Origin of the sequence: Pseudomonas sp. G(2018) (assembly GCF_005502415.1) — a bacterium.
Lineage (GTDB): Bacteria > Pseudomonadota > Gammaproteobacteria > Pseudomonadales > Pseudomonadaceae > Aquipseudomonas.
Genome location: NZ_SCOO01000008.1, coordinates 13,381 through 34,534 on the forward strand (window position 1 = coordinate 13,381; position 21,154 = coordinate 34,534).

General features: G+C 60.1%; 21 protein-coding genes. 10 read left to right on the forward strand and 11 right to left on the reverse strand.

Annotation, left to right across the window (positions count from 1 at the left end):
- Nucleotides 1-216: 216 nt before the first annotated feature.
- Nucleotides 217-3,111: a ribonucleoside-diphosphate reductase subunit alpha gene (locus FFS64_RS10400; protein ID WP_095195798.1), complete on the reverse strand. Its 2,895-nt coding sequence runs from the start codon at nt 3,109-3,111 to the stop codon at nt 217-219.
- Between the two features lie 732 nt (nt 3,112-3,843).
- On the opposite strand from FFS64_RS10400, the gene FFS64_RS10405 reads away from it, so the two are divergent.
- Together FFS64_RS10405 and FFS64_RS10410 are read left to right on the forward strand one after the other, a co-directional pair.
- Nucleotides 3,844-4,566 carry a response regulator gene (locus FFS64_RS10405; RefSeq protein WP_137805313.1) on the forward strand — a complete coding sequence of 241 codons (723 nt, stop codon included), beginning with the start codon at nt 3,844-3,846 and terminating at the stop codon, nt 4,564-4,566.
- Nucleotides 4,563-6,173, forward strand: coding sequence for an ATP-binding protein (locus FFS64_RS10410; protein WP_137805314.1), 1,611 nt, complete (start codon nt 4,563-4,565; stop codon nt 6,171-6,173). The genes FFS64_RS10405 and FFS64_RS10410 overlap by 4 nt, the downstream gene beginning before the upstream one ends.
- A 43-nt stretch (nt 6,174-6,216) precedes the next feature.
- On the opposite strand, the gene FFS64_RS10415 is transcribed toward FFS64_RS10410, so the two are convergent.
- Nucleotides 6,217-6,942: a 4'-phosphopantetheinyl transferase gene (locus FFS64_RS10415; RefSeq protein WP_218571081.1), complete on the reverse strand. Its 726-nt coding sequence runs from the start codon at nt 6,940-6,942 to the stop codon at nt 6,217-6,219.
- Nucleotides 6,943-7,103: 161 nt separating this feature from the next.
- Nucleotides 7,104-7,895 carry a dienelactone hydrolase family protein gene (locus FFS64_RS10420; RefSeq protein WP_137805316.1) on the reverse strand — a complete coding sequence of 264 codons (792 nt, stop codon included), beginning with the start codon at nt 7,893-7,895 and terminating at the stop codon, nt 7,104-7,106.
- A gap of 146 nt (nt 7,896-8,041) precedes the next feature.
- Between FFS64_RS10420 and FFS64_RS10425 the strand changes: the two genes are divergently transcribed.
- The 3 genes from FFS64_RS10425 to FFS64_RS10435 all read left to right on the forward strand — a co-directional run bounded on the left by FFS64_RS10425 (nt 8,042) and on the right by FFS64_RS10435 (nt 10,786).
- Complete coding sequence (locus FFS64_RS10425) at nt 8,042-8,644, forward strand: hypothetical protein (RefSeq protein WP_137805317.1); 603 nt, start codon at nt 8,042-8,044, stop codon at nt 8,642-8,644.
- 121 nt (nt 8,645-8,765) lie between these two features.
- Nucleotides 8,766-9,443 (forward strand): response regulator transcription factor, encoded by a 678-nt coding sequence (locus tag FFS64_RS10430; protein WP_137805318.1) that lies wholly within the window; start codon nt 8,766-8,768, stop codon nt 9,441-9,443.
- Nucleotides 9,440-10,786 (forward strand): ATP-binding protein, encoded by a 1,347-nt coding sequence (locus tag FFS64_RS10435; protein WP_137805319.1) that lies wholly within the window; start codon nt 9,440-9,442, stop codon nt 10,784-10,786. The genes FFS64_RS10430 and FFS64_RS10435 overlap by 4 nt, the downstream gene beginning before the upstream one ends.
- A gap of 39 nt (nt 10,787-10,825) precedes the next feature.
- On the opposite strand, the gene FFS64_RS10440 is transcribed toward FFS64_RS10435, so the two are convergent.
- Nucleotides 10,826-11,839: an AraC family transcriptional regulator gene (locus tag FFS64_RS10440; RefSeq protein ID WP_137805320.1), complete on the reverse strand. Its 1,014-nt coding sequence runs from the start codon at nt 11,837-11,839 to the stop codon at nt 10,826-10,828.
- A gap of 339 nt (nt 11,840-12,178) precedes the next feature.
- Between FFS64_RS10440 and FFS64_RS10445 the strand changes: the two genes are divergently transcribed.
- Both FFS64_RS10445 and FFS64_RS10450 read left to right on the forward strand, forming a co-directional pair.
- Nucleotides 12,179-13,510, forward strand: a complete 1,332-nt coding sequence (locus FFS64_RS10445; RefSeq protein ID WP_137805321.1) for a dicarboxylate/amino acid:cation symporter — start codon at nt 12,179-12,181, stop codon at nt 13,508-13,510.
- Between the two features lie 144 nt (nt 13,511-13,654).
- Nucleotides 13,655-14,836, forward strand: coding sequence for a CaiB/BaiF CoA-transferase family protein (locus FFS64_RS10450; protein ID WP_137805322.1), 1,182 nt, complete (start codon nt 13,655-13,657; stop codon nt 14,834-14,836).
- A gap of 120 nt (nt 14,837-14,956) precedes the next feature.
- Here FFS64_RS10450 and FFS64_RS10455 read toward each other — a convergent pair whose 3' ends face one another.
- Together FFS64_RS10455 and FFS64_RS10460 are read right to left on the reverse strand one after the other, a co-directional pair.
- Nucleotides 14,957-15,451: a SprT family zinc-dependent metalloprotease gene (locus FFS64_RS10455; protein WP_030131101.1), complete on the reverse strand. Its 495-nt coding sequence runs from the start codon at nt 15,449-15,451 to the stop codon at nt 14,957-14,959.
- Nucleotides 15,452-15,609: 158 nt separating this feature from the next.
- The gene (locus tag FFS64_RS10460) at nt 15,610-16,212 is read right to left on the reverse strand and encodes a Yip1 family protein (RefSeq protein WP_095195786.1); all 603 of its coding nucleotides are present in this window, start codon (nt 16,210-16,212) and stop codon (nt 15,610-15,612) included.
- Between the two features lie 278 nt (nt 16,213-16,490).
- Between FFS64_RS10460 and ttcA the strand changes: the two genes are divergently transcribed.
- Both ttcA and FFS64_RS10470 read left to right on the forward strand, forming a co-directional pair.
- Complete coding sequence (gene ttcA / locus FFS64_RS10465) at nt 16,491-17,315, forward strand: tRNA 2-thiocytidine(32) synthetase TtcA (RefSeq protein ID WP_137805323.1); 825 nt, start codon at nt 16,491-16,493, stop codon at nt 17,313-17,315.
- 147 nt (nt 17,316-17,462) lie between these two features.
- Nucleotides 17,463-18,137: a DNA-3-methyladenine glycosylase I gene (locus FFS64_RS10470; protein WP_137805324.1), complete on the forward strand. Its 675-nt coding sequence runs from the start codon at nt 17,463-17,465 to the stop codon at nt 18,135-18,137.
- A gap of 99 nt (nt 18,138-18,236) precedes the next feature.
- Here the strand turns inward: FFS64_RS10470 and FFS64_RS10475 are convergent, their stop codons facing one another.
- Genes FFS64_RS10475 through arsC form a run of 3 tightly spaced genes read right to left on the reverse strand, consistent with a single transcriptional unit; the run spans nt 18,237 to nt 19,611 of the window.
- The gene (locus FFS64_RS10475; protein WP_137805325.1) at nt 18,237-18,662 is read right to left on the reverse strand and encodes a DUF2069 domain-containing protein; all 426 of its coding nucleotides are present in this window, start codon (nt 18,660-18,662) and stop codon (nt 18,237-18,239) included.
- Between the two features lie 2 nt (nt 18,663-18,664).
- Nucleotides 18,665-19,261: an NAD(P)H:quinone oxidoreductase gene (wrbA, locus tag FFS64_RS10480; protein WP_137805326.1), complete on the reverse strand. Its 597-nt coding sequence runs from the start codon at nt 19,259-19,261 to the stop codon at nt 18,665-18,667.
- The gene (gene arsC / locus FFS64_RS10485) at nt 19,258-19,611 is read right to left on the reverse strand and encodes an arsenate reductase (glutaredoxin) (protein WP_137805327.1); all 354 of its coding nucleotides are present in this window, start codon (nt 19,609-19,611) and stop codon (nt 19,258-19,260) included. Before arsC ends, wrbA begins: the two co-directional genes overlap by 4 nt.
- 114 nt (nt 19,612-19,725) lie before the next feature.
- On the opposite strand from arsC, the gene FFS64_RS10490 reads away from it, so the two are divergent.
- Nucleotides 19,726-20,193 (forward strand): TlpA disulfide reductase family protein, encoded by a 468-nt coding sequence (locus FFS64_RS10490; protein WP_137805328.1) that lies wholly within the window; start codon nt 19,726-19,728, stop codon nt 20,191-20,193.
- Nucleotides 20,194-20,292: 99 nt separating this feature from the next.
- Here the strand turns inward: FFS64_RS10490 and FFS64_RS10495 are convergent, their stop codons facing one another.
- Together FFS64_RS10495 and FFS64_RS10500 are read right to left on the reverse strand one after the other, a co-directional pair.
- Nucleotides 20,293-20,697: an META domain-containing protein gene (locus FFS64_RS10495; protein ID WP_137805329.1), complete on the reverse strand. Its 405-nt coding sequence runs from the start codon at nt 20,695-20,697 to the stop codon at nt 20,293-20,295.
- A complete protein-coding gene (locus tag FFS64_RS10500; protein WP_137805330.1) occupies nt 20,697-21,131 on the reverse strand; it encodes a hypothetical protein in 435 nt (144 codons plus the stop codon). Before FFS64_RS10500 ends, FFS64_RS10495 begins: the two co-directional genes overlap by 1 nt.
- Between the last annotated feature and the right edge of the window lie 23 nt (nt 21,132-21,154).

Sequence of the window (21,154 nt, forward strand, 5' to 3'; positions counted from 1 at the left end):
TGCTTGATAGTGCTGCATAAGGAACCCCTCGCAAGAGGGGTTTTTTTATGGCCGTGATTTTTGTCAGGGGCTGAGGTTTCGGTTGCCTGTGCTGGCCCCTTAGCGAGCAGGCGCCAGTCCGGCCAACACATTCATCGGGGCAAAAGAAAACCCCCGACCAACCAGAGGCTCATCGGGGGTTTCAGGTAGGCGCTTTTCAGCGCCTGCCGGCTCGGCTTATTGGCAAGCTTCGCAATCCGGCTCGTCGATGGCGCAGGCCTTCGGCACTGGAGCAGGACCGGCTGGAGCAGCCAGGACCGAGTCGTCACCGTGGTTGCCGCCGCTGGAAACAGCGTTCAGCTTACCGGTGTTGATGGTCGATTTCTCGGTGCTGGTCGCGGCCAGGGCACGGAGGTAGTAAGTGGTTTTCAGACCACGGTACCAGGCCATGCGGTAGGTCACGTCCAGCTTCTTGCCCGAAGCGCCGGCGATGTACAGGTTCAGCGACTGAGCCTGGTCGATCCACTTCTGACGACGGCTTGCCGCGTCGACGATCCACTTGGTGTCCACTTCGAAGGCGGTCGCGTAGAGCTCTTTGAGTTCTTGCGGGATGCGTTCGATCTGCTGCACGGAACCGTCGTAGTACTTCAGGTCGTTGATCATGACCGAGTCCCACAGACCGCGAGCCTTCAGGTCGCGAACCAGGTACGGGTTGATCACGGTGAATTCGCCCGACAGGTTCGATTTCACATAGAGGTTCTGGTAGGTCGGTTCGATCGACTGCGACACGCCAGTGATGTTGGCGATGGTTGCGGTCGGTGCGATGGCCATGATGTTGGAGTTACGAATGCCTTTCTGCACACGGGCGCGCACAGGTGCCCAGTCCAGGGTTTCGTTCAGGTCGACATCGATGTACTTCTGGCCACGGGCTTCGATCAGGATCTGTTGCGAATCCAGTGGCAGGATGCCCTTGGACCACAGCGAACCCTGGAACGTCTCGTAGGCACCACGCTCATCAGCTAGGTCGCAGGAAGCCTGGATCGCGTAGTAGCTGACCGCTTCCATCGACTTGTCGGCGAACTCGACGGCAGCGTCGGAACCGTAAGGGATGTGCTGCAGGTACAGCGCGTCCTGGAAGCCCATGATGCCCAGGCCGACCGGACGGTGCTTGAAGTTGGAGTTCTTCGCTTGCGGCACCGAGTAGTAGTTGATGTCGATCACGTTGTCGAGCATGCGCACGGCGGTGTTCACGGTGCGTTGCAGCTTGGCGGTGTCGAGCTTGCCGCCCACGATGTGGTTCGGCAGGTTGATCGAGCCCAGGTTGCAAACGGCGATCTCGTCCTTGTTGGTGTTCAAGGTGATCTCGGTGCACAGGTTCGAGCTGTGGACCACGCCGACGTGTTGCTGCGGGCTACGCAGGTTGCACGGGTCCTTGAAGGTCAGCCATGGGTGGCCGGTTTCAAACAGCATGGACAGCATCTTGCGCCACAGGTCTTTGGCCTGGATGGTCTTGAACAGCTTGACCTTGCCCGGGTACTCGGTCAGGGCTTCGTAGTACTCGTAGCGCTCTTCGAAGGCTTTACCGGTCAGGTCGTGCAGGTCCGGGACTTCGGATGGCGAGAACAGGGTCCACTTGCCGTCATCGAAGACACGCTTCATGAACAGGTCAGGGATCCAGTTGGCGGTGTTCATGTCGTGGGTACGACGACGATCGTCACCGGTGTTCTTGCGCAGCTCGATGAACTCTTCGATGTCCATGTGCCAGGTTTCCAGGTAGGCACATACAGCGCCCTTGCGCTTGCCACCCTGGTTAACGGCGACGGCGGTGTCGTTCACCACTTTCAGGAACGGCACGACGCCCTGGGACTTGCCGTTGGTGCCCTTGATGTACGAACCCAGCGCACGAACCGGAGTCCAGTCGTTGCCCAGGCCACCGGCGAATTTCGACAGCATGGCGTTGTCGTGGATCGCGTGGTAGATGCCCGACAGGTCATCCGGCACGGTGGTCAGGTAGCAGCTCGACAGCTGTGGACGCAGGGTGCCGGCGTTGAACAGGGTCGGGGTCGACGACATGTAGTCGAAGGACGACAGCAGGTTGTAGAACTCGATCGCACGGTCTTCTTTGTGCTTCTCTTCGATCGCCAGGCCCATGGCCACGCGCATGAAGAAGATCTGTGGCAGTTCGAAGCGCACGCCATCCTTGTGGATGAAATAACGGTCGTACAGGGTTTGCAGACCCAGGTAGGTGAACTGCTGGTCGCGCTCGTGGTTGATCGCCTTGCCGAGTTTTTCCAGGTCGAAGTCGGCCAGAACCGGGTTCAGCAATTCGAATTCGATACCCTTGGCGATGTAAGCAGGCAGGGCCTTGGCGTAAAGGTCGACCATTTCGTGGTGGGTGGCGCTTTCGGCGACGCCGAGGAAGCCCAGGCCTTCGGCACGCAGGGTGTCCATCAGCAGGCGGGCGGTCACGAACGAGTAGTTCGGCTCACGCTCGACCAGGGTACGGGCGGTCATCACCAGGGCGGTGTTGACGTCGGTCAGGGCCACGCCGTCGTACAGGTTTTTCAGGGTTTCGCGCTGGATCAGGTCGCCGTCGACTTCTTCCAGGCCTTCGCACGCTTCGGTGACGATGGTGTTCAGGCGACCCATGTCCAGCGGCGCCAGGCTGCCGTCGGCGCGGGTGATGCGGATCGACGGGTGAGCGTTGACCGCTTCTTCGACCGGTGCGTGGGCGGCGCGTTCTTTGGAGCGAGCGTCACGGTAGATCACGTAGTCGCGAGCGACTTTCTGCTCGCCGGCGCGCATCAGGGCCAGTTCGACCTGGTCCTGGATTTCTTCGATGTGGATGGTGCCGCCCGATGGCATGCGACGCTTGAAGGTTGCAGTGACCTGTTCGGTCAGGCGGGCAACGGTGTCGTGGATTCGCGACGAAGCGGCAGCGGTGCCGCCCTCAACTGCGAGAAACGCTTTGGTGATGGCGACGGTGATCTTGTCATCGGTGTAAGGAACGACAGTGCCGTTACGCTTGATCACGCGCAGCTGGCCAGGCGCGGTGGCGGACAGATCCGAATTCGAATCGGCAGCCTGCGGCAAGGTGCCCTGCGGGTTCTCGCGAGTTGTGTCGGTTTGCATGGGTGTCTCCACGTTCTCTATGTTTGTTTGGGCACCATCAAGGTGCCCACCGTTCCGTCCTGAAGCACTACAACCGGCGAATGCCGGGCATAACAACTTCGGGACAGTAGGAAGGGGGCTATTGGGCGCCGCTTCCATGCCGAAGTCTTTGGTCTCGTGCCATGGGCCTGAGACCGGGGTCCTTTAAGGTGACAGTTGGGACTGCAACACCCGTACCGTTTTCACCCTATTGGGCCGAAATACAGTAGCCATCCGCATGCGCGGTTTGGTCTTTCGAAAATACGTTTGGTTCAACCGGATAGTGGCAAGAAAAGCGCTTGAAATTGGTGTCCGGTTTGTGTTTGGTTTTTTGCGCGAAACCCTACATCTAGGGTTTTTTTTGCGCTGGGCTACAAGATAATGCGTTTTGGGGGGGGATTGCAACGTACTACCTGTGGATAAACCTGTGCGTAAATTGTGTGTGAAAGAGCGAATCGGCGTGTAGGCCAGCGATGCTGCTGGACCGGGCCTTTTTTCATCATTTTTCAACGATCGAAAAGGCCTGGACGGATTTTTAAGGGCGCGAACCCTATCACAAAAAAACGCCTTGTCCGAACGCATTTACCAGCTTGTGTTCTGGGCAGGCGACGTTTATACAATCGGCCAGCATGCAGGCAATTTATCCACCCCAATCATTACAAAAAGACGGGTGGGTTCTTCCTTATTAGAGATATTGGCAAGCAGAGGTCACCCGTGGAGCAAGAAGCCTGGCAGGTATTGATTGTCGAGGACGACCAGCGTCTGGCCGAACTGACCCGCGACTACCTGGAAGCCAATGGCCTGCGGGTTACAATCGAAGGCAATGGCGCCCTGGCGGCGGCGCGCATCATCAAGGAGCAGCCGGACCTGGTGATCCTCGACCTGATGCTCCCCGGCGAGGACGGCCTGAGCATTTGCCGCAAGGTCCGCGACCGCTATGACGGCCCGATCCTGATGCTCACCGCCCGCACCGACGACACCGACCAGATCCTTGGCCTGGACCTGGGGGCCGACGACTATGTGTGCAAACCGGTGCGCCCGCGTTTGCTGTTGGCGCGCATCCAGGCGTTGTTGCGACGCAGTGAAGCACCGGAGGCCGCCCCGGAAAAACAGCGGCGCCTGCAGTTCGGCCCCCTGGTGGTGGACAACGCGCTGCGCGAAGCCTGGCTGAACGACAACGGCATCGAGCTGACCAGCGCCGAGTTCGATCTGCTCTGGCTGTTGGTGGCCAACGCCGGGCGCATTCTGTCCCGGGAAGAAATTTTCACTGCGCTGCGCGGCATCGGCTATGACGGCCAGGACCGTTCCATCGACGTGCGCATTTCACGCATTCGCCCGAAAATCGGCGATGATCCGGAGCATCCGCGGCTGATAAAGACCATCCGCAGCAAAGGCTACCTGTTCGTTCCCGAGGCCTGCGTAGATACGTCCCTGTGAATTCGATCTTCCTGCGCATCTATGGCGGCATGTGCGCCGCGCTGATTCTGGTGGCGGTACTCGGTGTACTGGCATTGCACATGCTCAACCAGGTGCGTAGCGAGCAATATCGCGAGCGTCTGGCCCATGGCACATTCTCGCTGATGGCCGATAATCTGCAACCGATGAACCAGACCGAGCGCCACCGAGCGTTGCTGGTGTGGGAGCGGCTGCTGGGGATTCCGCTGGCCCTGAAAACCTTCGATCAGACCGACCTCGACCTCACCCAGCGCACCCGCGTGCTGCGCGGCCAGGCGCTGGTGGAGCAGACCGGCCCGCATGCGGCGAAGGTTTACCGCCTGGTCAGCGACCAGGAACAGTTGGTACTGACGGGGGAAGTGCAGCAGATCAGCGAGCAATTGGCCCGGGCGACGATTTACCTGTTGACCGATGAACTGGTGCGCTACCCGGTGGGTGAGCAGCCGGTGCGCCTGGCGCAATTGAAACAGGACAAAGGCTTTGGTTTCGACTTGCGGCTGGTGACGGTGGAAGACGCCGACATGGACGAAGACCAGAGTCGTCGGGTGTCCGAAGGCGACACGGTGATGGCGCTGGGCAAGGGCGGCGATTCGATTCGGGTGTTTGCTGGCATGGTCGGCACACCGTGGGTGCTGGAAATCGGTCCGTTGTATCAGATGAATCCTTATCCGCCGGAGTGGCTGGTGCTGATCGCTGCGCTGGGCCTGACCCTGATCGGATTGATCGTCTATCTGCTGGTACGGCAACTGGAGCGCCGTTTGCGCGGTCTGGAAGCGGCGGCCACGCGCATTGCCAAGGGCAGCCTGGAAACCCGCGTGCCGGCGCGGGGTGCGGACTCGGTTGGGCGGCTGGCGTCAGCGTTCAACGGCATGGCCGAGCACCTGCAACAACTGCTGGCGATCCAGCGCGAACTGGTGCGCGCCGTGTCCCACGAATTGCGCACGCCGGTGGCGCGCTTGCGTTTTGGCCTGGAAATGATCGGCTCGGCCAACACCCCACAAGCCCTGGAAAAATATTGCGCGAGCATGGATCACGACATCGAGGACCTGGATCGTCTGGTGGACGAAATGCTGACCTATGCGCGGCTGGAGCAAGGCTCGCCGGCCCTGAATTTCCAACGCATCGACCTGGATGCGCTGGTCAATCAGGTCATTGAGGAACTGGCGCCGCTTCGCGCCGATGTCACGGTGCAGCGAGGCTTGTGCCTGTCGGCCGCCGATTGTGACGATGCCTGGGTCGAGGCCGAGCCGCGTTACTTGCATCGGGCGCTGCAGAACCTTGTCAGCAACGCCATGCGCCATGCGCAATCGCGGGTGACCATCAGCTATCAGGTGGGACAACAACGCTGTCGGGTGGATGTCGAGGATGATGGGCCAGGCGTGCCGGAAATGGCCTGGGAGAAAATCTTCACCCCGTTCCTGCGCCTCGATGACAGCCGTACCCGTGCTTCTGGTGGTCACGGATTGGGCCTGTCCATTGTTCGGCGCATCATCCACTGGCATGACGGGCGGGCGCTGATCGGCAAGAGCAAAAGTCTGGGCGGGGCCTGTTTCAGTTTGAGTTGGCCGCGCAATCAGGAGAAGCGTTGAGATGGAGTGTTGTCTTTGAGGCCATTCCGAACACTGAATATTTTCAGGCCTTGATACTGACCAGACTCAACAACTGCCCATCCTCAACCCCGAACTGCGCATCCAGCTCGGTGCCGTTGCGCCATTCACTGGTGAGGTCGGTCAATAACCGCAACCGCACCTCACCCGCTTCGGACCAGTCCAGCACTTCGGCATGTTCGAAGTAGAAACGCTGCTGAACGATCGGATAGAGCGCCTTGAACAGGCTTTCCTTCACCGAAAAGGTCAGGGTCACCAGCAATGCCCGCAGATCTCGACGGCCAGCGGCCATGCGCTGTAGCTCGGGCGGGGTGAGAATTTCTCCGGCCAGACGTTCGGCACGTTCGGCATTGAGCAGGTTTTCCAGGTCCATGCCCAATCCGCGCCAATGGCTTTTGTTCGCGACGATTGCTGCGGCCCGGCCGGTGCTGTGGGTAATGGAGCCGGTGATGTGCGCCGGCCAGACCGGCGCGCGGTCCTCGCCGATGGCCGGGCTGAAACTCAGACCTTCCAGTTGCTGCAATGCGGCCCGCGCGCAAACCCGTCCGGCGAGAAACTCCGCCTGGCGTTTGGCGACGGAGCGCTGAATGCTCGCCGGCGCTTCGATGGCGCTGCGCTGGAAATCATCGCTGAGCAGTTGCGAAGTATCGAAACGGGTACTCAACAGCACCGCATCGGGCAGCACGAACGGCAGCGGCCAGTGGGCATCGAGGGGCGTGCAGCAGGCGGGCAGGGCGGGGACGGGATTCATGTCGGGCATTTTGCCGGGTTGCCTGGCGGCTGGGTAGTGCAAAGGTTCAGATCGGTTGTGCTGCCTTCGCGAGCAGGCTCGCTCCCACGGGATCTGCGGTGTGGCACAAATCCAATGTGGGAGCGCGCCTGCTCGCGAAGGCAGCGCCGTGGTTTAACTGATCAACTGAAGATCTTCTTGAAAAACGCCTGCATATCCGCCCACGACTTTTCATCCGCCGCCTTGTTGTAACCAATGTCCGGCCCGCCGTGGTCGCCATGGCTCAAACGGTCGGCGTCAGGATTGCTGAAGCCGTGCTTGGCGCCGTCCAGGTTGACGAATTGGTAGTCGGCCCCGGCCTTGTCCATTTCGGCCTTGAAGGCGGCGACGTTGTCCTGGGTGATCATGCTGTCCAGCGCGCCATGCTCGACCAGGATTTTCGCTTTCACGCTGCCGGGTGTCGCCGGCGTACTGGTCGCCAGCGCGCCGTGGAAACTCACCACGCCGGCCAGTGGCACTCCCCGGCGCGCAGCGTTGAGTACCACGCCACCGCCGAAGCAGTAACCAATGGCGGCCACTTTAGCCGGATCGGTTTGGGGTTGTTTCTTCAACAAGTCGAGCCCGGCCTGAAAGCGCGCGCTGGATGCGGCGCTGTCCTTCAATGCGGCCTGCATGAAGGCCATGGCGTCCTTGGGATGTTCGGTGTTCTTGCCATCGCCGTACATGTCGATGGCCAAGGCACTGTAGCCCAGGCCGGCGAGGTCACGGGCGCGACGCTTGGTGTAATCGTTGAGCCCCCACCATTCATGCACCACCACGACACCGGGGCGCGGGCCCTTGATCGCGTCGTCGTAGGCGTAATAGCCGATCAGTTGGGTGCCATCGGCACTCTGGTAGGGAATTTCCTGGGTCTTGATGGCGGCGTGGCCGAGCCCGCTCAAGGCCAGCAAGAGGACAGCTAAGAACATGCGCATGGTCGAATCTCCTGTGGAAACTCATTGGAATCGGTGAGTCGAGTTGATTCAGCTCAGGTTCAGAGTGCGTTCAGGGGGAGTTCAGGGCCGGGTCAGTAACCTTGCGCCATACCCGAAAAGCAAATAACGCATGAGGTAACTCCCCAATGACTACATTCAAAAAACTGCTTCTGGCTTTCACCGTCATGGGCGCCAGTGTCGCCGCCCATGCCGGCGACGACAATTTCGCCAGCCTTACTTTTGGACAGACCAGCGACAAGGTGAAAAAGTCCAATGCACTGGACACTAACCTCAATAATCCGAACGCCGGCGGCGTGATTGACAAGGACAACACCTGGGGTGTGCGTCTGGGGCAGCAGAACAGCCAGGGCCGCTACTACGCCACCTACGACAATGTGTCGGGCTCGCACAATGGGATTAAACTGCGTCAGGAAAACCTCCTGGGCAGCTACGATCTGTTCTACCCGGTGGGCGGCAGTACCAAGCTGTTCGGTGGCGCCACCGCCGGCTTAACCAAGTTGACGCAGGACTCGCCAGGCTACAGCCGCGACAGCGACATCGGTTACGCCGTCGGCGGGCAGATGGGTGTGCTGCAACAGGTGTCGCAAAACACCTCGGTTGAACTGGGTTACCGTTACCTGCGCAGCAATGCCAGTACCGAGATGAGCCAGAGCGGTGGCAGCAAACAGGGTTCGCTGGACCTGACCAGCAGTGCCCAGACGTACCTGTCCGCCAACTACGCTTTCTAAACGGCGGTCCGTGAAGGCCAACGCCGGATCAACTGATCCGGCGTTGGCATGTTAGTCATCGAGGCGTGCATGCTTTTGAGCAACTCGTGCCTCTGGAGCTGTTGATTTGCTGGAGAGCGTTATGAAACTGCTGGTCGTTGAAGATGAAGCGCTGTTGCGCCATCACCTGCAAACCCGTCTGACGGAAAGCGGCCATGTGGTCGAGTCCGTGGCCAATGCCGAGGAAGGGCTGTATCAGACCGAACAGTTCAATCACGACCTGGCGGTGATCGATCTCGGCCTGCCGGGCATGAGTGGTCTCGATCTGATCCGTCAGCTGCGTTCACGGGGCAAGACCTTCCCGATCCTGATCCTCACCGCGCGCGGCAACTGGCAGGACAAGGTTGAAGGCCTGGCCGCCGGGGCGGACGACTATGTGGTCAAGCCCTTCCAGTTCGAGGAACTGGACGCCCGGCTCAATGCCTTGCTGCGCCGCTCCAGCGGTTTTACCCAATCGACCATCGTCGCCGGGCCGTTGCTGCTCGACCTCAATCGCAAACAGGCGTCCCTGGACGACCAGCCGCTGGCGCTGACGGCCTACGAATACCGCATCCTCGAATACCTGATGCGTCATCACCAGCAAGTGGTGGCGAAAGACCGCCTGATGGAGCAGTTGTACCCGGATGATGACGAGCGCGATCCGAACGTGATCGAAGTGTTGGTCGGCCGTCTGCGCCGCAAACTGGAGGGGCCGGCCGGGTTCAAGCCGATCGATACCGTTCGCGGTCTCGGCTACCTGTTCAATGAGCGCTGCACTTGATTCGTTCGCTTCGTGTCCGCTTGATGCTCGCCGCCACACTGCTGGCGGTGCTGTTCATGCTGGCGCTGTTGCCGGCGATGCAAGGCGCGTTCAGCCTGGCACTGCAGGATTCCATCGAGCAGCGTCTGGCGTCGGATGTAACGACGCTGATCTCCGCCGCCCGGGTGGAGAACAACCGCTTGCAGATGCCGGCGCAGTTGCCTGACGAGCGTTTCAATCTCACCGACAGCCGTTTGCTCGGCTACATCTATGACCGCGAAGGTCACCTGGTCTGGCGATCCAAGGCCACCCAGGAAGAAAAGATCAATTACAAGCCGCGTTATGACGGGCGCGGTAACGAATTTGCAAGGATCAGCGAAGCCAATGACCAGGAGTTCTTCGTCTATGACGTCGAGGTCAAGTTGCTGGGCGGCAAGAGTGCGGCGTTCAGCATTGTCGCGCTGCAGCCGGTTCGCGAGTACGAACAGACCGTCGAAGGCCTGCGGGAAAACCTTTATCTGGGCTTCGGCGCGGCCTTGCTGGTGCTGCTGGCGTTGCTGTGGATCGGCCTGACCTGGGGGTTGCAGGCGCTGCGCCGACTCAGCCAGGAACTGGACGAAATCGAAAGTGGCGCCCGTGAAAGTCTCACCGAACAACATCCCCGCGAACTGCTGCGCCTGACCGGCTCCCTGAACCGCTTGCTGCACAGCGAGCGCGAGCAGCGCAGTCGTTACCGCGACTCCCTCGACGATCTGGCACACAGCCTGAAAACCCCGTTGGCCGTGCTGCAAGGCGTCAGCGAAGACATGGCGCAACGCCCCGAAGACCGCGACCAGGCTTGGGTGCTGCAAACCCAGATCGAGCGCATGAGCCAGCAGATCAGCTATCAACTGCAGCGCGCCAGCCTGCGTAAAAGCGGCCTGGTGCGTCATCAGGTGCAACTTCGTCCGGTGCTGCAAAGCTTGTGCGACACCCTGGACAAGGTCTACCGCGACAAGCGCGTGGGGGTGGTTCTGGACCTGCCTCAGGAGTGTTATGTGCCGATCGAGCAGGGCGCCTTGCTGGAGATGATGGGCAATCTGCTGGAGAACGCCTATCGCCTGTGCCTGGGCGAAGTGCGCATCAGCGTGCGCCAGACCCTGAGCGGCACTGAGTTGTGCGTCGAAGACGACGGCCCCGGCGTACCGCCCGACCAGCGTGCGCGCATCCTGCAAAGAGGCGAGCGGCTGGATCGGCAGCATCCCGGGCAAGGCATTGGCCTGGCGGTGGTCAAGGACATCATCGAAAGCTATAGCGCCAAACTGACCCTGGGGGATTCGCCAATGGGCGGGGCTGCATTCAGGATTCTGTTTCCGGTGGTTTGACTGGGGGATGCGGTGTGCTTTCGGTCCCCATCGCAAAGCTCAGTTCTCCTGCGCGCGATAAGCCCCCGGCGTCAACCCAGTCCACTTTTTGAACGCCCGATGAAACGCCGAAGGCTCGGAGAACCCCAGTTGCTCGGCGATTTGCTGCAAGGGCAGATCGTTGCGGCTCAGGTGATAGATCGCAATGTCGCGGCGCAGATGGTCCTTCAACGTCTGAAAACTGGTGCCTTCCTCGCGCAGATGGCGACGCAGCGTCTGTGGGCTGATGTGCAGGTGCGCGGCCACGGCCTCCAGGTCCGGCCAGCGTGAGCTGTCGCGGCTGAGCAAGCGCCGCAACTGACTGCTCAGGCTGTGGCCGTCGTCCGGGCGCGACAGCAGGTTGGCGGGTGAGTGTTCCAGGAAATGCTTGAGGGTACGTTCGTCCTGCAGCAACGGCATGTTCAGGTATCGGCTGTGGAACAGCAGGCTGCTCCGTTCTGTCGCGCTCTTTGTTGTCGAAAAAACCAGCGGACAGGAAAACAATAAATCGTATTCAGCCCCGTGTTCCGGTCGTGGATAGCTGAATGTGGCCTGCTCCAGCCGTATGCGCTGGCCGATCAGCCAACTGCCGAACCGGTGCCAGATCACCAACAGGCTTTCGGTGAGGAAATGATCCGGATCCCAGAGCTGCGAATCGTCCAGGCTCAGGCGGATCATGTCGCCTTCGTGCGTCAGGGTCAGGCAAGGTGCATCAGGGAATAGGCTGTAAAACAATAGGCCGCGGTTGAGCGCCTTATCCAGACTGCGGCAGTGGATCACGGCATGGCACATCATCGCAAAGCTGCCCGGTTTGCTCGGCGCCTGGCCGAACCCCAGGTATTCGTCGCCCAGTGCCAGCCACAGTGCCTGGATCAGTCGAGTGAACTGCTCCGGCGCGATGCGCGCCCGCGGCTCATCGAGCAACTCGGGGCTGATCCCCACTTGCTGCAGCAGCTGTGAATAGTCGTAGCCACGACGTTGCGCGCCACGCAAGGCAGCGCGGGCGAAATGACTGGCGATGGTGCGTTCGCGCATAACAGGCAAATCCGTCCATTGAACGGCGGATGGTAGCTGCGGTTTGAAGCGATGAACAAGGCGGATATCCGCCAAATTACGGGATGGGTTTTGGTCGAGGGGCGGAAATCCGCCACTGCGTCGTAACCGTTCGCGGGCGTTGATAAACCTGCAACCCTTGATATCAAAAGGCTTGCAGGGGTTTTGCGCAAGGTGGCACGGGCTTTGCGATACAACGAGCAGATGTCTGCCGTCGCGCAGCTCGAAAAAACAAATCCCTCCAGTGCAGGAGGGTTCGCAAATGAGGTGTCGAGGGCAACAGATGGATGTTGTCGGCGCGCACTCTTGAGGAACTTTGCAATGACGACTCGTCAGCCACTGTACAAATCCCTGTATTTCCAGGTGATCGTTGCAATTGTCATCGGTATTTTGCTCGGTCACTACTATCCGCAGCTCGGTGTGGCGGTCAAGCCACTGGGTGACGGGTTCATCAAACTGATCAAAATGATCATCGCCCCGATCATCTTCTGCACCGTCGTCAGCGGTATCGCCGGCATGCAGAACATGAAGTCGGTCGGCAAGACCGGCGGTTACGCGCTGCTGTACTTCGAAATCGTTTCGACCATCGCTTTGATCGTCGGTCTGGTAGTGGTCAACATTGTGCAGCCGGGCGCCGGCATGCACATCGACGTGACCACGCTGGATGCCTCCAAAGTGGCTGCCTATGTCTCGGCCGGTGCTGATCAAAGCGTCGTCGGCTTCCTCCTCAACGTGATCCCGTCCACCATCGTCGGCGCGTTCGCCACGGGTGACATCCTGCAAGTGCTGATGTTCTCGGTGATCTTCGGTTTCGCCCTGCATCGCTTGGGTGCCTACGGCAAGCCGCTGCTGGACTTCATCGATCGCTTCGCCCACGTGATGTTCAACATCATCAACATGATCATGAAGCTCGCGCCGATCGGTGCCTTCGGTGCCATGGCCTTCACCATCGGTGCCTACGGTGTCGGCTCGCTGGTGCAACTGGGTCAGTTGATGGCCTGCTTCTACATCACTTGCCTGCTGTTCATCCTGATCGTGCTGGGCGGTATCGCTCGCGCTCACGGCTTCAGCGTGCTGAAGCTGATCCGCTACATCCGTGAAGAATTGCTGATCGTGCTGGGTACTTCTTCTTCGGAATCGGTACTGCCACGCATGCTGATCAAGATGGAGCGTCTGGGCGCGAAGAAATCCGTCGTGGGTCTGGTAATCCCGACCGGTTACTCGTTCAACCTCGACGGCACCGCGATCTACCTGACCATGGCGGCCGTGTTCATTGCCCAGGCAACTGACACCCAAATGGACATCACGCACCAGCTCACTCTGTTGGTCGTGCTGCTGCTGTCGTCCAAAGGTGCCGCAGGTGTGACCGGTTCAGGCTTCATCGTACTGGCTGCCACCCTGTCCGCAGTTGGCCATCTGCCAGTTGCCGGCCTGGCGCTGATCCTCGGTATCGACCGCTTCATGTCCGAAGCACGTGCCCTGACCAACCTGATCGGTAACGCTGTTGCCACCGTGGTTGTTGCCAAGTGGGTCAAGGAACTGGACACCGACGTGCTGCAAGCCGAGCTTGCCTCGGGCGGTCGTGGCATCTCTAACGAGCGTGAAGAAGACGACCTGGGTGTGGCCGAAGGCCAGGCCTCGAACGTCAAGTAAGAACTCGTGAAATGAAAAACCCGCTTCGGCGGGTTTTTTATTGCCTGCGACTTGAGCGTAACGGTCAGCGTCACTGGCGCATAAGGTGATTGCTCCAGCGCGTTCGCCTGCCTAGTCTGGGGGCATCTTAGGGGGAGAATTTTCATGCTCGGTCCACTGGCATCACTCAAGGTTCTGGATTTCTCGACACTGCTGCCGGGGCCGTTCGCCTCGTTGTTGCTGGCGGACATGGGCGCCGAGGTGCTGCGCATCGAATCGCCATCCCGCATGGACCTCGTTCGCGTGCTGCCGCCCCACGATCAGGGCGTATCGGCCAGCCACGCCTACCTCAATCGCAACAAACGCAGCCTGGCCCTGGACCTCAAGCAGCCTGCGGCGCTGGAGGTGATCAAGCAGTTGCTCATGGACTACGACATCGTGCTGGAGCAGTTTCGCCCCGGCGTCATGGAGCGCTTGGGCCTGGGTTATGACGCCTTGAAGGCGATCAATCCCAGGCTCATTTATGTGTCGATCACCGGCTACGGCCAGACCGGTCCTTACAAAGACCGCGCGGGCCATGACATCAACTACCTGGCGCTGGCCGGGCTAGCGAGCTACACCGGCCGCGCCGACAGCGGACCGTTGCCCTTGGGCGCGCAGGTGGCGGATGTCGCCGGTGGTTCGCTGCACGGGGTCATCGGCCTGTTGGCGGCAGTGATTGCCCGGCAGCAGACCGGGCAGGGGCAGCATCTGGATGTGAGCATGACCGACTGCGCATTCAGCCTGAACGCCATGGCCGGTGCCGGGTATCTGGCTTGTGGCGTCGAGCCGGGGCGGGAAGACCAGATGCTCAATGGCGGCAGCTTCTACGATTATTACCGTTCGCGGGATGGGCGCTGGTTGTCGGTGGGCAGCCTGGAGCCGGGCTTCATGAAACAGCTGTGTGTGGCGTTGGGTGTGGAAGAGCTGGCGAGCCTGGGGCTGTCACCTCAACCGGCACAGCAGAAAAAGCTCAAGGACGCGCTGAGGGTTGAGTTCGAGAAGCATGATTTCACTGAGCTGTGCGCCTTGTTTGCCGAGCTGGATGCCTGTGTCGAGCCAGTATTGAGTCTGGGGGAGGCGGTGCGGCATCCGCAGTTTCAGGCGCGCAAACGGGTGACAGACGTGCCGCGCGCTGATGGCTCGACGCAGGCGCAGATGGCTTGCCCATTGAAGTTTTCCGATGGCTTGCCCGAGCCGAAGCATATTGGTTCGGCGCTGGGGGAGCATACGGATCAGGTGTTGGGGGAGTTGGGGTTCAGTGCTGAGCGGATAGAGGGTTTACGGCGCGCCAAGGTGATTCTCTAGCGCCTGTCAGGCCGTCTTCGCGAGCAGGCTCGCTCCCACAAAGGATCCATGTCGCACTGGACAGCCCCTGTGGGAGCGAGCCTGCTCGCGAAGGGGCCAGCCCAAACACCACAAGTCCAACTACTCGACCCTCATCTCCCCACTGAACACCAAGGTACTGCGACACCGCCGACACAAATATCGCCGCCCCTGCCTCACCAGCCCGTGACGCTGCGCTGAAAACGGGAAATCGCTGTCCGGGCAAGGGCATCTGTAGATATAGCGGGTCACGCTGCGGCGTTTGACGTCGTAGGTGTGGCAGCGATTGGGCGGCAGTTCGTACACGCCACGCATGATCAATTGCCACTCTTCGCCATGGGGCTGGATACGGTCGCCGAACAGTTGATGGGCGATCAGGTGCGCGACTTCGTGAGCCACGGTTTGCTTGAGGAAGTCTTCGGTATTTTCCCGGTACAACTGCGGATTGAAGCGCAGCAGGTTCTCGTGCAAATGCGCGACACCGGCTTTTTGCCCGCGCAGCTTGAGGCTCACCACCGGGCGTTTAAAAGGTCGTTTGAAAAAGGATTCAGCTTGTTGGAAACAGTCTTCGACGCGGGTATTGAGTTGCTCGGGCATGCTTGATGGATCTCCAGAGACGTCGAGTATGCCGCAACCTCCGGGCCTTGCGAATCGCTCAAGTGCCGAATGGTCGTTGCCGTTCCAGTTGCTCAAGCATTGAAAGGCCGCCTTGCGGCGGCCTGTGTTGGCAGATCTAGTTTTTGGGTGAAGAGTTGCTAATTGGTATAGACCGGCCCCACGCCGAGTCCCCAGACAATCACGGTAAACGCCATGATGGCCACCAGCACCACCAGGCCTACCGCGAGTACCGAGCTTGAAAACAGGAATCCCTCGTCCGATGGAATGTTCATGAATGTCGGTAGCCCGACGTACAACAGGTAGACGGTGTAGCAGATCGCCGCGGTGCCGACGATCATCCCCAGCCACAAGTGCGGATACAGCGCCGCTATGCCGCCAATGAACAGCGGAGTCGCGGTATAAGTCGCAAACGCCACGCAGCGGGCCAGGCTTGGGTTGGCGTCATAGGTACGGGCCATCCAGTGAATGAACGCGCCCATGACCGCAACGCCGCCAAGCATTGCCAGGTACGACATAATCGACATCCAGAGTGCGCTTTCCATCGTCAGCATCACGGGTGCTCGATTGCCGATGACCCAACCGACCTGGGTCGTGCCGATAAACGCCGATACTGCAGGGATCGCCGCCAGAATCAGCGTGTGAGTCAGGTACATGTGGCTGATGCTTTCCTCCTGGTCGCCACGGATTTCTTTCCATTCCTGGTCAGGGTGGGTGAAGAGCCCCACTACGTGATGGATCATGCCAGTCACTCCTCTTGTTTTTACCGTCGCCCCCCAGTGGAGCGCCTACGGGCCAAATTGGCCAAGTCAGTAATAGGTCTGGTTATGTCTGCGACCTTATGACGCAGTATAGGAAGGAGTTAACCCTACAGGTGGTAGGGCTTAGAGCAAATTGCGCTGTAAAGCGCTGGCTTAATCGCACTTGTGTCTGTAAGGCTGCAATCTGTCAGGACGCTTCGCCCCCGGAGGGTTTTTGCGTAAAATGCCCGCCTTTCGTCACACCTCACGGATTTCGCGTCATGGGCACTCTTACGGTCAACCAGAACAAACTGCAAAAGCGCCTTCGCCGTCAGGCCGGTGAGGCTGTCGCCGACTTCAACATGATTGAAGACGGCGATAAGGTCATGGTCTGCCTGTCCGGTGGCAAGGACAGCTACACCATGCTTGATGTGCTGATGCACTTGCAGAAGGTCGCACCGATCAAGTTCGAGATCGTGGCCGTGAACATGGACCAGAAACAGCCAGGCTTTCCGGAGCACGTGCTGCCGGCCTACCTCAAGGAACTGGGCATCGAGTACCACATCGTCGAGAAAGACACCTACTCGGTGGTCAAGGAGCTGATTCCCGAAGGCAAGACCACCTGTTCGCTCTGCTCGCGCCTGCGTCGCGGTACGCTCTACACCTTCGCCGATGAAATCGGTGCGACCAAGATGGCGCTCGGTCACCATCGCGACGACATCGTCGAGACCTTCTTCCTGAACATGTTCTTCAACGGTTCGCTCAAGGCCATGCCGCCGAAATTGCGCGCCGACGATGGTCGCAACGTGGTGATACGGCCGCTGGCCTACTGCAACGAGAAAGACATCCAGGCCTATTCGGACCTCAAGCAATTCCCGATCATCCCGTGCAACCTCTGCGGTTCCCAGGAAAACCTGCAACGTCAGGTGGTCAAGGAAATGCTGCAAGACTGGGAGCGCAAGACCCCTGGCCGTACCGAGAGCATTTTCCGCAGCCTGCAGAATGTGATTCCGTCGCAATTGGCTGACCGCAATTTGTTCGACTTCACCAACCTGAGGATCGACGAAACGGCGGCTTCGCGCTTCGTCAACGTAGTGAACCTTTAAACACAATCATTGTGGGAGCCAGCCTGCTGGCGATGGCGGAGTGTCAGACACATCATTGTTGACTGACACCCCTTCATCGCCAGCAGGCTGGCTCCCACAGGTTTTGTTAAAGGTTGGCCGTTCATTTTTCAATCCTCAGGAGAGGGCATGCGCGACTACAAGTGGCTGAACGAATACTGCTTGAACCGCTTCGGTTCGGCGACTGAACTGGAAGCCCATCTGCCCGTTCCCAAGACTGCGGCGCAATTGCGCGACATTACCGACGATCGCTACCTGTCGACCATGGCGCTGCGTGTGTTTCGCGCGGGTCTCAAGCACAGCCTGGTGGACGCCAAGTGGCCGGCTTTCGAAGAAGTGTTCTTCAAGTTCGACCCGGAGAAAGTCGTGCTGATGAGCGCCGAACACCTGGAGCGCCTGATGCAGGACGCGCGGATCATCCGCCATCTGGGCAAGCTCAAGAGCGTGCCGCGTAACGCGCAGTTCGTGCTGGACGTGGCCCATGAACAGGGCAGCTTCGGCGCGATGATCGCCGATTGGCCGGTGACCGATATCGTCGGGTTGTGGACCGTGCTGAAGAAGCGTGGCCATCAATTGGGCGGTCTGTCGGCTCCGCGTTTTCTGCGGATGGTCGGCAAGGACACCTTCGTGCCGAGTTATGACGTGGTGGCGGCGTTGAATGGACAGGACATCATCGACAAGGTGCCGAGCAGTCTGCGCGACCTGGCGTTGGTGCAGGACGTGTTCAACCAGTGGCATGCAGAAAGTGGCGGACGGCCGATGAGCCAGATCTCTATGATGCTCGCGTATACAGTGAATCATTGAGACCGAGTAGGTCCAATCGCCAGCAGGCTGGCTCCCACAGGGGACTTGTGTACGGCACAGATCCAATGTGGGAGCCAGCCTGCTGGCGATTGCAATCTGTCAGGCGACGGAGATTTCACCCTCGCCAGCCAACTTGCGATTCAACTGATACCGCCACCGCACGTACAACAGCGCCGAGCAGAACACCGCCAGGCTTGCCCCCATTTCCAGCAAACCGAACATCTGCCGGTTCGGGTCATACGCGGCCAGTGCGCCCTTGATGAAATACAGGTTCACCACAAAACACATCCACGAATGCCCGCGCGGGCTGCCGATGATCATGCCAGGTGCCAGCAACAACAACGGCACCAGCTCGATCAGCAAAATCACCCATGGCCGGGCGCCGTGCAGGTCGGCTACCAGCAGGTAGTAGATACACAGCAACCCCACCAGGCCGAAAAAACACAGCAGACTGATGATGCGCATGGCCCGGACACGGGGTTCAAGCCATTCGATGGCGGGCAGGATCTTCGGCTTCTTGGCCACTCTCAACCCTCCAGTTTCTGCGCCGTTTTGGCCAGGCGCATGCCCAGTGCGCGGCACAGCGCCACTTCATGAGCATCCAGACCGCTTTTGCCATCGGCACCGGCGTGGTGGCTGGCGCCATAAGGCGTGCCGCCACCCTGGGTTTCCAGGAGCGCCGACTCGCTGTAGGGCAGGCCGGTGATCAACATGCCGTGGTGCAGCAGCGGCAACATCATCGACAGCAACGTGGTCTCCTGGCCGCCGTGCAGGCTCGCGGTGGAAGTGAACACGCCGGCCGGTTTGCCCACCAGGGCGCCGGTCAGCCACAGGTTGCTGGTGCCGTCGAGGAAATACTTGAGTGGCGCCGCCATGTTGCCGAAGCGGGTCGGACTGCCCAGGGCCAGGCCAGCGCAGTTTTTCAGGTCGTCGAGACTGGCGTAGAGCGCGCCTTCGTCCGGAATATCCGGCGCCACGGCTTCGCATTCGGTGGAAATCGCCGGCACGGTGCGCAAACGCGCTTCAAGCCCCGCCTGTTCCACGCCACGGGCAATCTGCCGGGCCATTTCATTGGTTGCGCCGCTGCGGCTGTAATACAGCACCAGAATGTACGGCGCGCTCACGGCAACAGCTCCAGGATTTGCTCCGGTGGACGGCCGATGACGGCTTTGTCGCCGACTTCGAGAATCGGTCGCTCCATGAGTTTCGGGTGAGCGGCGATGGCGGCGATCAATTGCGCCTCGCTCAGGCTGCTGTCGGCCAGGTTGAGGGTTTTGTACTCGTCCTCGCCAGTGCGCAGCAATTGTCGGGCGCTGATGCCCAGCTTGGTCAGCAGGCTCTGGATTTGCGTGGCGTCCAGCGGGTTTTCCAGGTAGCGGACCACGGTCGGTGTCAGGCCACGGACTTCGAGCAGTTCGAGCGCACCGCGGGATTTCGAGCAGCGCGGGTTGTGATAAAGCGTCAGATCGGTCATGAGCGGGTCGCATCTTGCGTAAGGTGGCGGCTATTCTAACTGTGCAGCGCGTAATCCAGAACCTCGGGAGGCGATGGGTCGCAGGCGCATTCAATTTTTGACAAGGAACACGACATGACTAGGCGACTGGCAGCGGCATTGACGATCATCGGAACGTTGATGCTGGGGGGCTGCGGTAACGACTACGGGATCGATCAGAGCGGACAGAAAGTCGCTGCAGAGCGTCTGGACAAACAATGGCTGGTACTCAATTACTGGGCCGAATGGTGCGGCCCGTGCCGGACCGAGATCCCGGAATTGAACGCGTTGGCCGAGCAGCTCAAGGACAGGAAAATCGGTGTGTTCGGGGTCAACTTCGACAATGTGCAGGGCGAAGAGCTGAAAAGCGCCAGCGAGAAACTCGGGATCAAGTTCACCGTGCTGGCGCAGGACCCTGCCGAGCTGTTCGAACTGCCGCGCAGTGAGGCATTGCCGGTGACCTACATCATCGATAACAAGGGCAAGGTGCGGGAACAGTTGATGGGCGAGCAGACGGCGGCGGGGGTGATGGCGAAGCTGGAGGCGCTGCAGGCTAAGAATTGAGTCAAACGATCGCAGTCTCTGTAGGAACACAGCTTGCTGGCGATGGCGATCTCAAGGACGCCATCGCCAGCAAGCTGTACTCCTACATGAATCGGGGGGTTAACCCTCTTCAAGCCACCAGCGCAGCGGCTTGCCTTCAGCCGGCCAGAAGCGCATCTGGTTGATCGATGAAACGTCCCAGCGCTGCACGTTTTCCAGGGCCTGAAGGAAGCGTTTTTCCTGCTCCATCAGCGCCGGGGCGCAGAGTTTGCGGGTGCTGCCGACCTTGCCGAAGCTCAGCTTGCTGCCTTCCAGGGTATACGGCGCAAACCAATGGTTGCACCCGCCGCTACCGTAGGCGCGACCGTCCTCATCGAGCGTGATGGTCAGGTGGCTGTAATCCATCAATGGCCGTTCGCCGATCCACTCCAGGATGTAGCTGCGGTTTTGTTGCAATTGCACAGGCTCGGCGGCGCAACCCAGCAGGCTGGCACCGACCATGCCGGCCAGAGCGAGGCGTTTCATCACGCGGGCTCCTGGCATTTCGGGCACAGGTGATTCTCGCCGACGGTACTCCAGCCCAACTCGGCAATCCGCGCGGTGGCGGCAGGCTTTTCGGCCTTGTTGCCCAGTTTGGCATCGACCGCGAACTCGAAGCTCAGCTCCTTGGCGCAGCTGTCGCAGTTCACTTTCCACGTATGGATCGCCAGTTCGCCGAACACCGGACCACTGGCCACCGCGACCCATTGGCCGGGCGGATTGATCAAGTGACGAACCGTTTCGACGGTCAAGCGCATGGACAAGTCCTTGGCGCCCTTGAGGGTCACGACCAGCACGTCATTGTTGCGAATCGAGCCGCCGTTGCCGGTGACTTGATAGCGCCCCGGCACCAGGGCGCGGCATTCGGTGAGGGTGTGTTGCGGGTTCATCAGGCTGTAGCGGAAATCGTGTTCGACCATGGGTCCTCCAAATATGCGCGATA

Excerpts from the sequence above, each read along its gene's own strand:
- FFS64_RS10430 (WP_137805318.1), top strand. The coding sequence starts at position 8,766 with ATGAAACTGCTGGTCGTTGAAGATGAAGCGCTGTTGCGCCATCACCTG.
- ttcA (WP_137805323.1), top strand. The coding sequence starts at position 16,491 with ATGGGCACTCTTACGGTCAACCAGAACAAACTGCAAAAGCGCCTTCGC.
- FFS64_RS10495 (WP_137805329.1), bottom strand. The coding sequence starts at position 20,697 with ATGAAACGCCTCGCTCTGGCCGGCATGGTCGGTGCCAGCCTGCTGGGT.
- FFS64_RS10400 (WP_095195798.1), bottom strand. The coding sequence starts at position 3,111 with ATGCAAACCGACACAACTCGCGAGAACCCGCAGGGCACCTTGCCGCAG.
- FFS64_RS10440 (WP_137805320.1), bottom strand. The coding sequence starts at position 11,839 with ATGCGCGAACGCACCATCGCCAGTCATTTCGCCCGCGCTGCCTTGCGT.
- FFS64_RS10455 (WP_030131101.1), bottom strand. The coding sequence starts at position 15,451 with ATGCCCGAGCAACTCAATACCCGCGTCGAAGACTGTTTCCAACAAGCT.
- FFS64_RS10415 (WP_218571081.1), bottom strand. The coding sequence starts at position 6,942 with ATGAATCCCGTCCCCGCCCTGCCCGCCTGCTGCACGCCCCTCGATGCC.
- FFS64_RS10420 (WP_137805316.1), bottom strand. The coding sequence starts at position 7,895 with ATGCGCATGTTCTTAGCTGTCCTCTTGCTGGCCTTGAGCGGGCTCGGC.
- arsC (WP_137805327.1), bottom strand. The coding sequence starts at position 19,611 with ATGACCGATCTGACGCTTTATCACAACCCGCGCTGCTCGAAATCCCGC.
- FFS64_RS10450 (WP_137805322.1), top strand. The coding sequence starts at position 13,655 with ATGCTCGGTCCACTGGCATCACTCAAGGTTCTGGATTTCTCGACACTG.
- FFS64_RS10490 (WP_137805328.1), top strand. The coding sequence starts at position 19,726 with ATGACTAGGCGACTGGCAGCGGCATTGACGATCATCGGAACGTTGATG.
- FFS64_RS10500 (WP_137805330.1), bottom strand. The coding sequence starts at position 21,131 with ATGGTCGAACACGATTTCCGCTACAGCCTGATGAACCCGCAACACACC.
- FFS64_RS10460 (WP_095195786.1), bottom strand. The coding sequence starts at position 16,212 with ATGATCCATCACGTAGTGGGGCTCTTCACCCACCCTGACCAGGAATGG.
- FFS64_RS10470 (WP_137805324.1), top strand. The coding sequence starts at position 17,463 with ATGCGCGACTACAAGTGGCTGAACGAATACTGCTTGAACCGCTTCGGT.
- FFS64_RS10445 (WP_137805321.1), top strand. The coding sequence starts at position 12,179 with ATGACGACTCGTCAGCCACTGTACAAATCCCTGTATTTCCAGGTGATC.
- FFS64_RS10425 (WP_137805317.1), top strand. The coding sequence starts at position 8,042 with ATGACTACATTCAAAAAACTGCTTCTGGCTTTCACCGTCATGGGCGCC.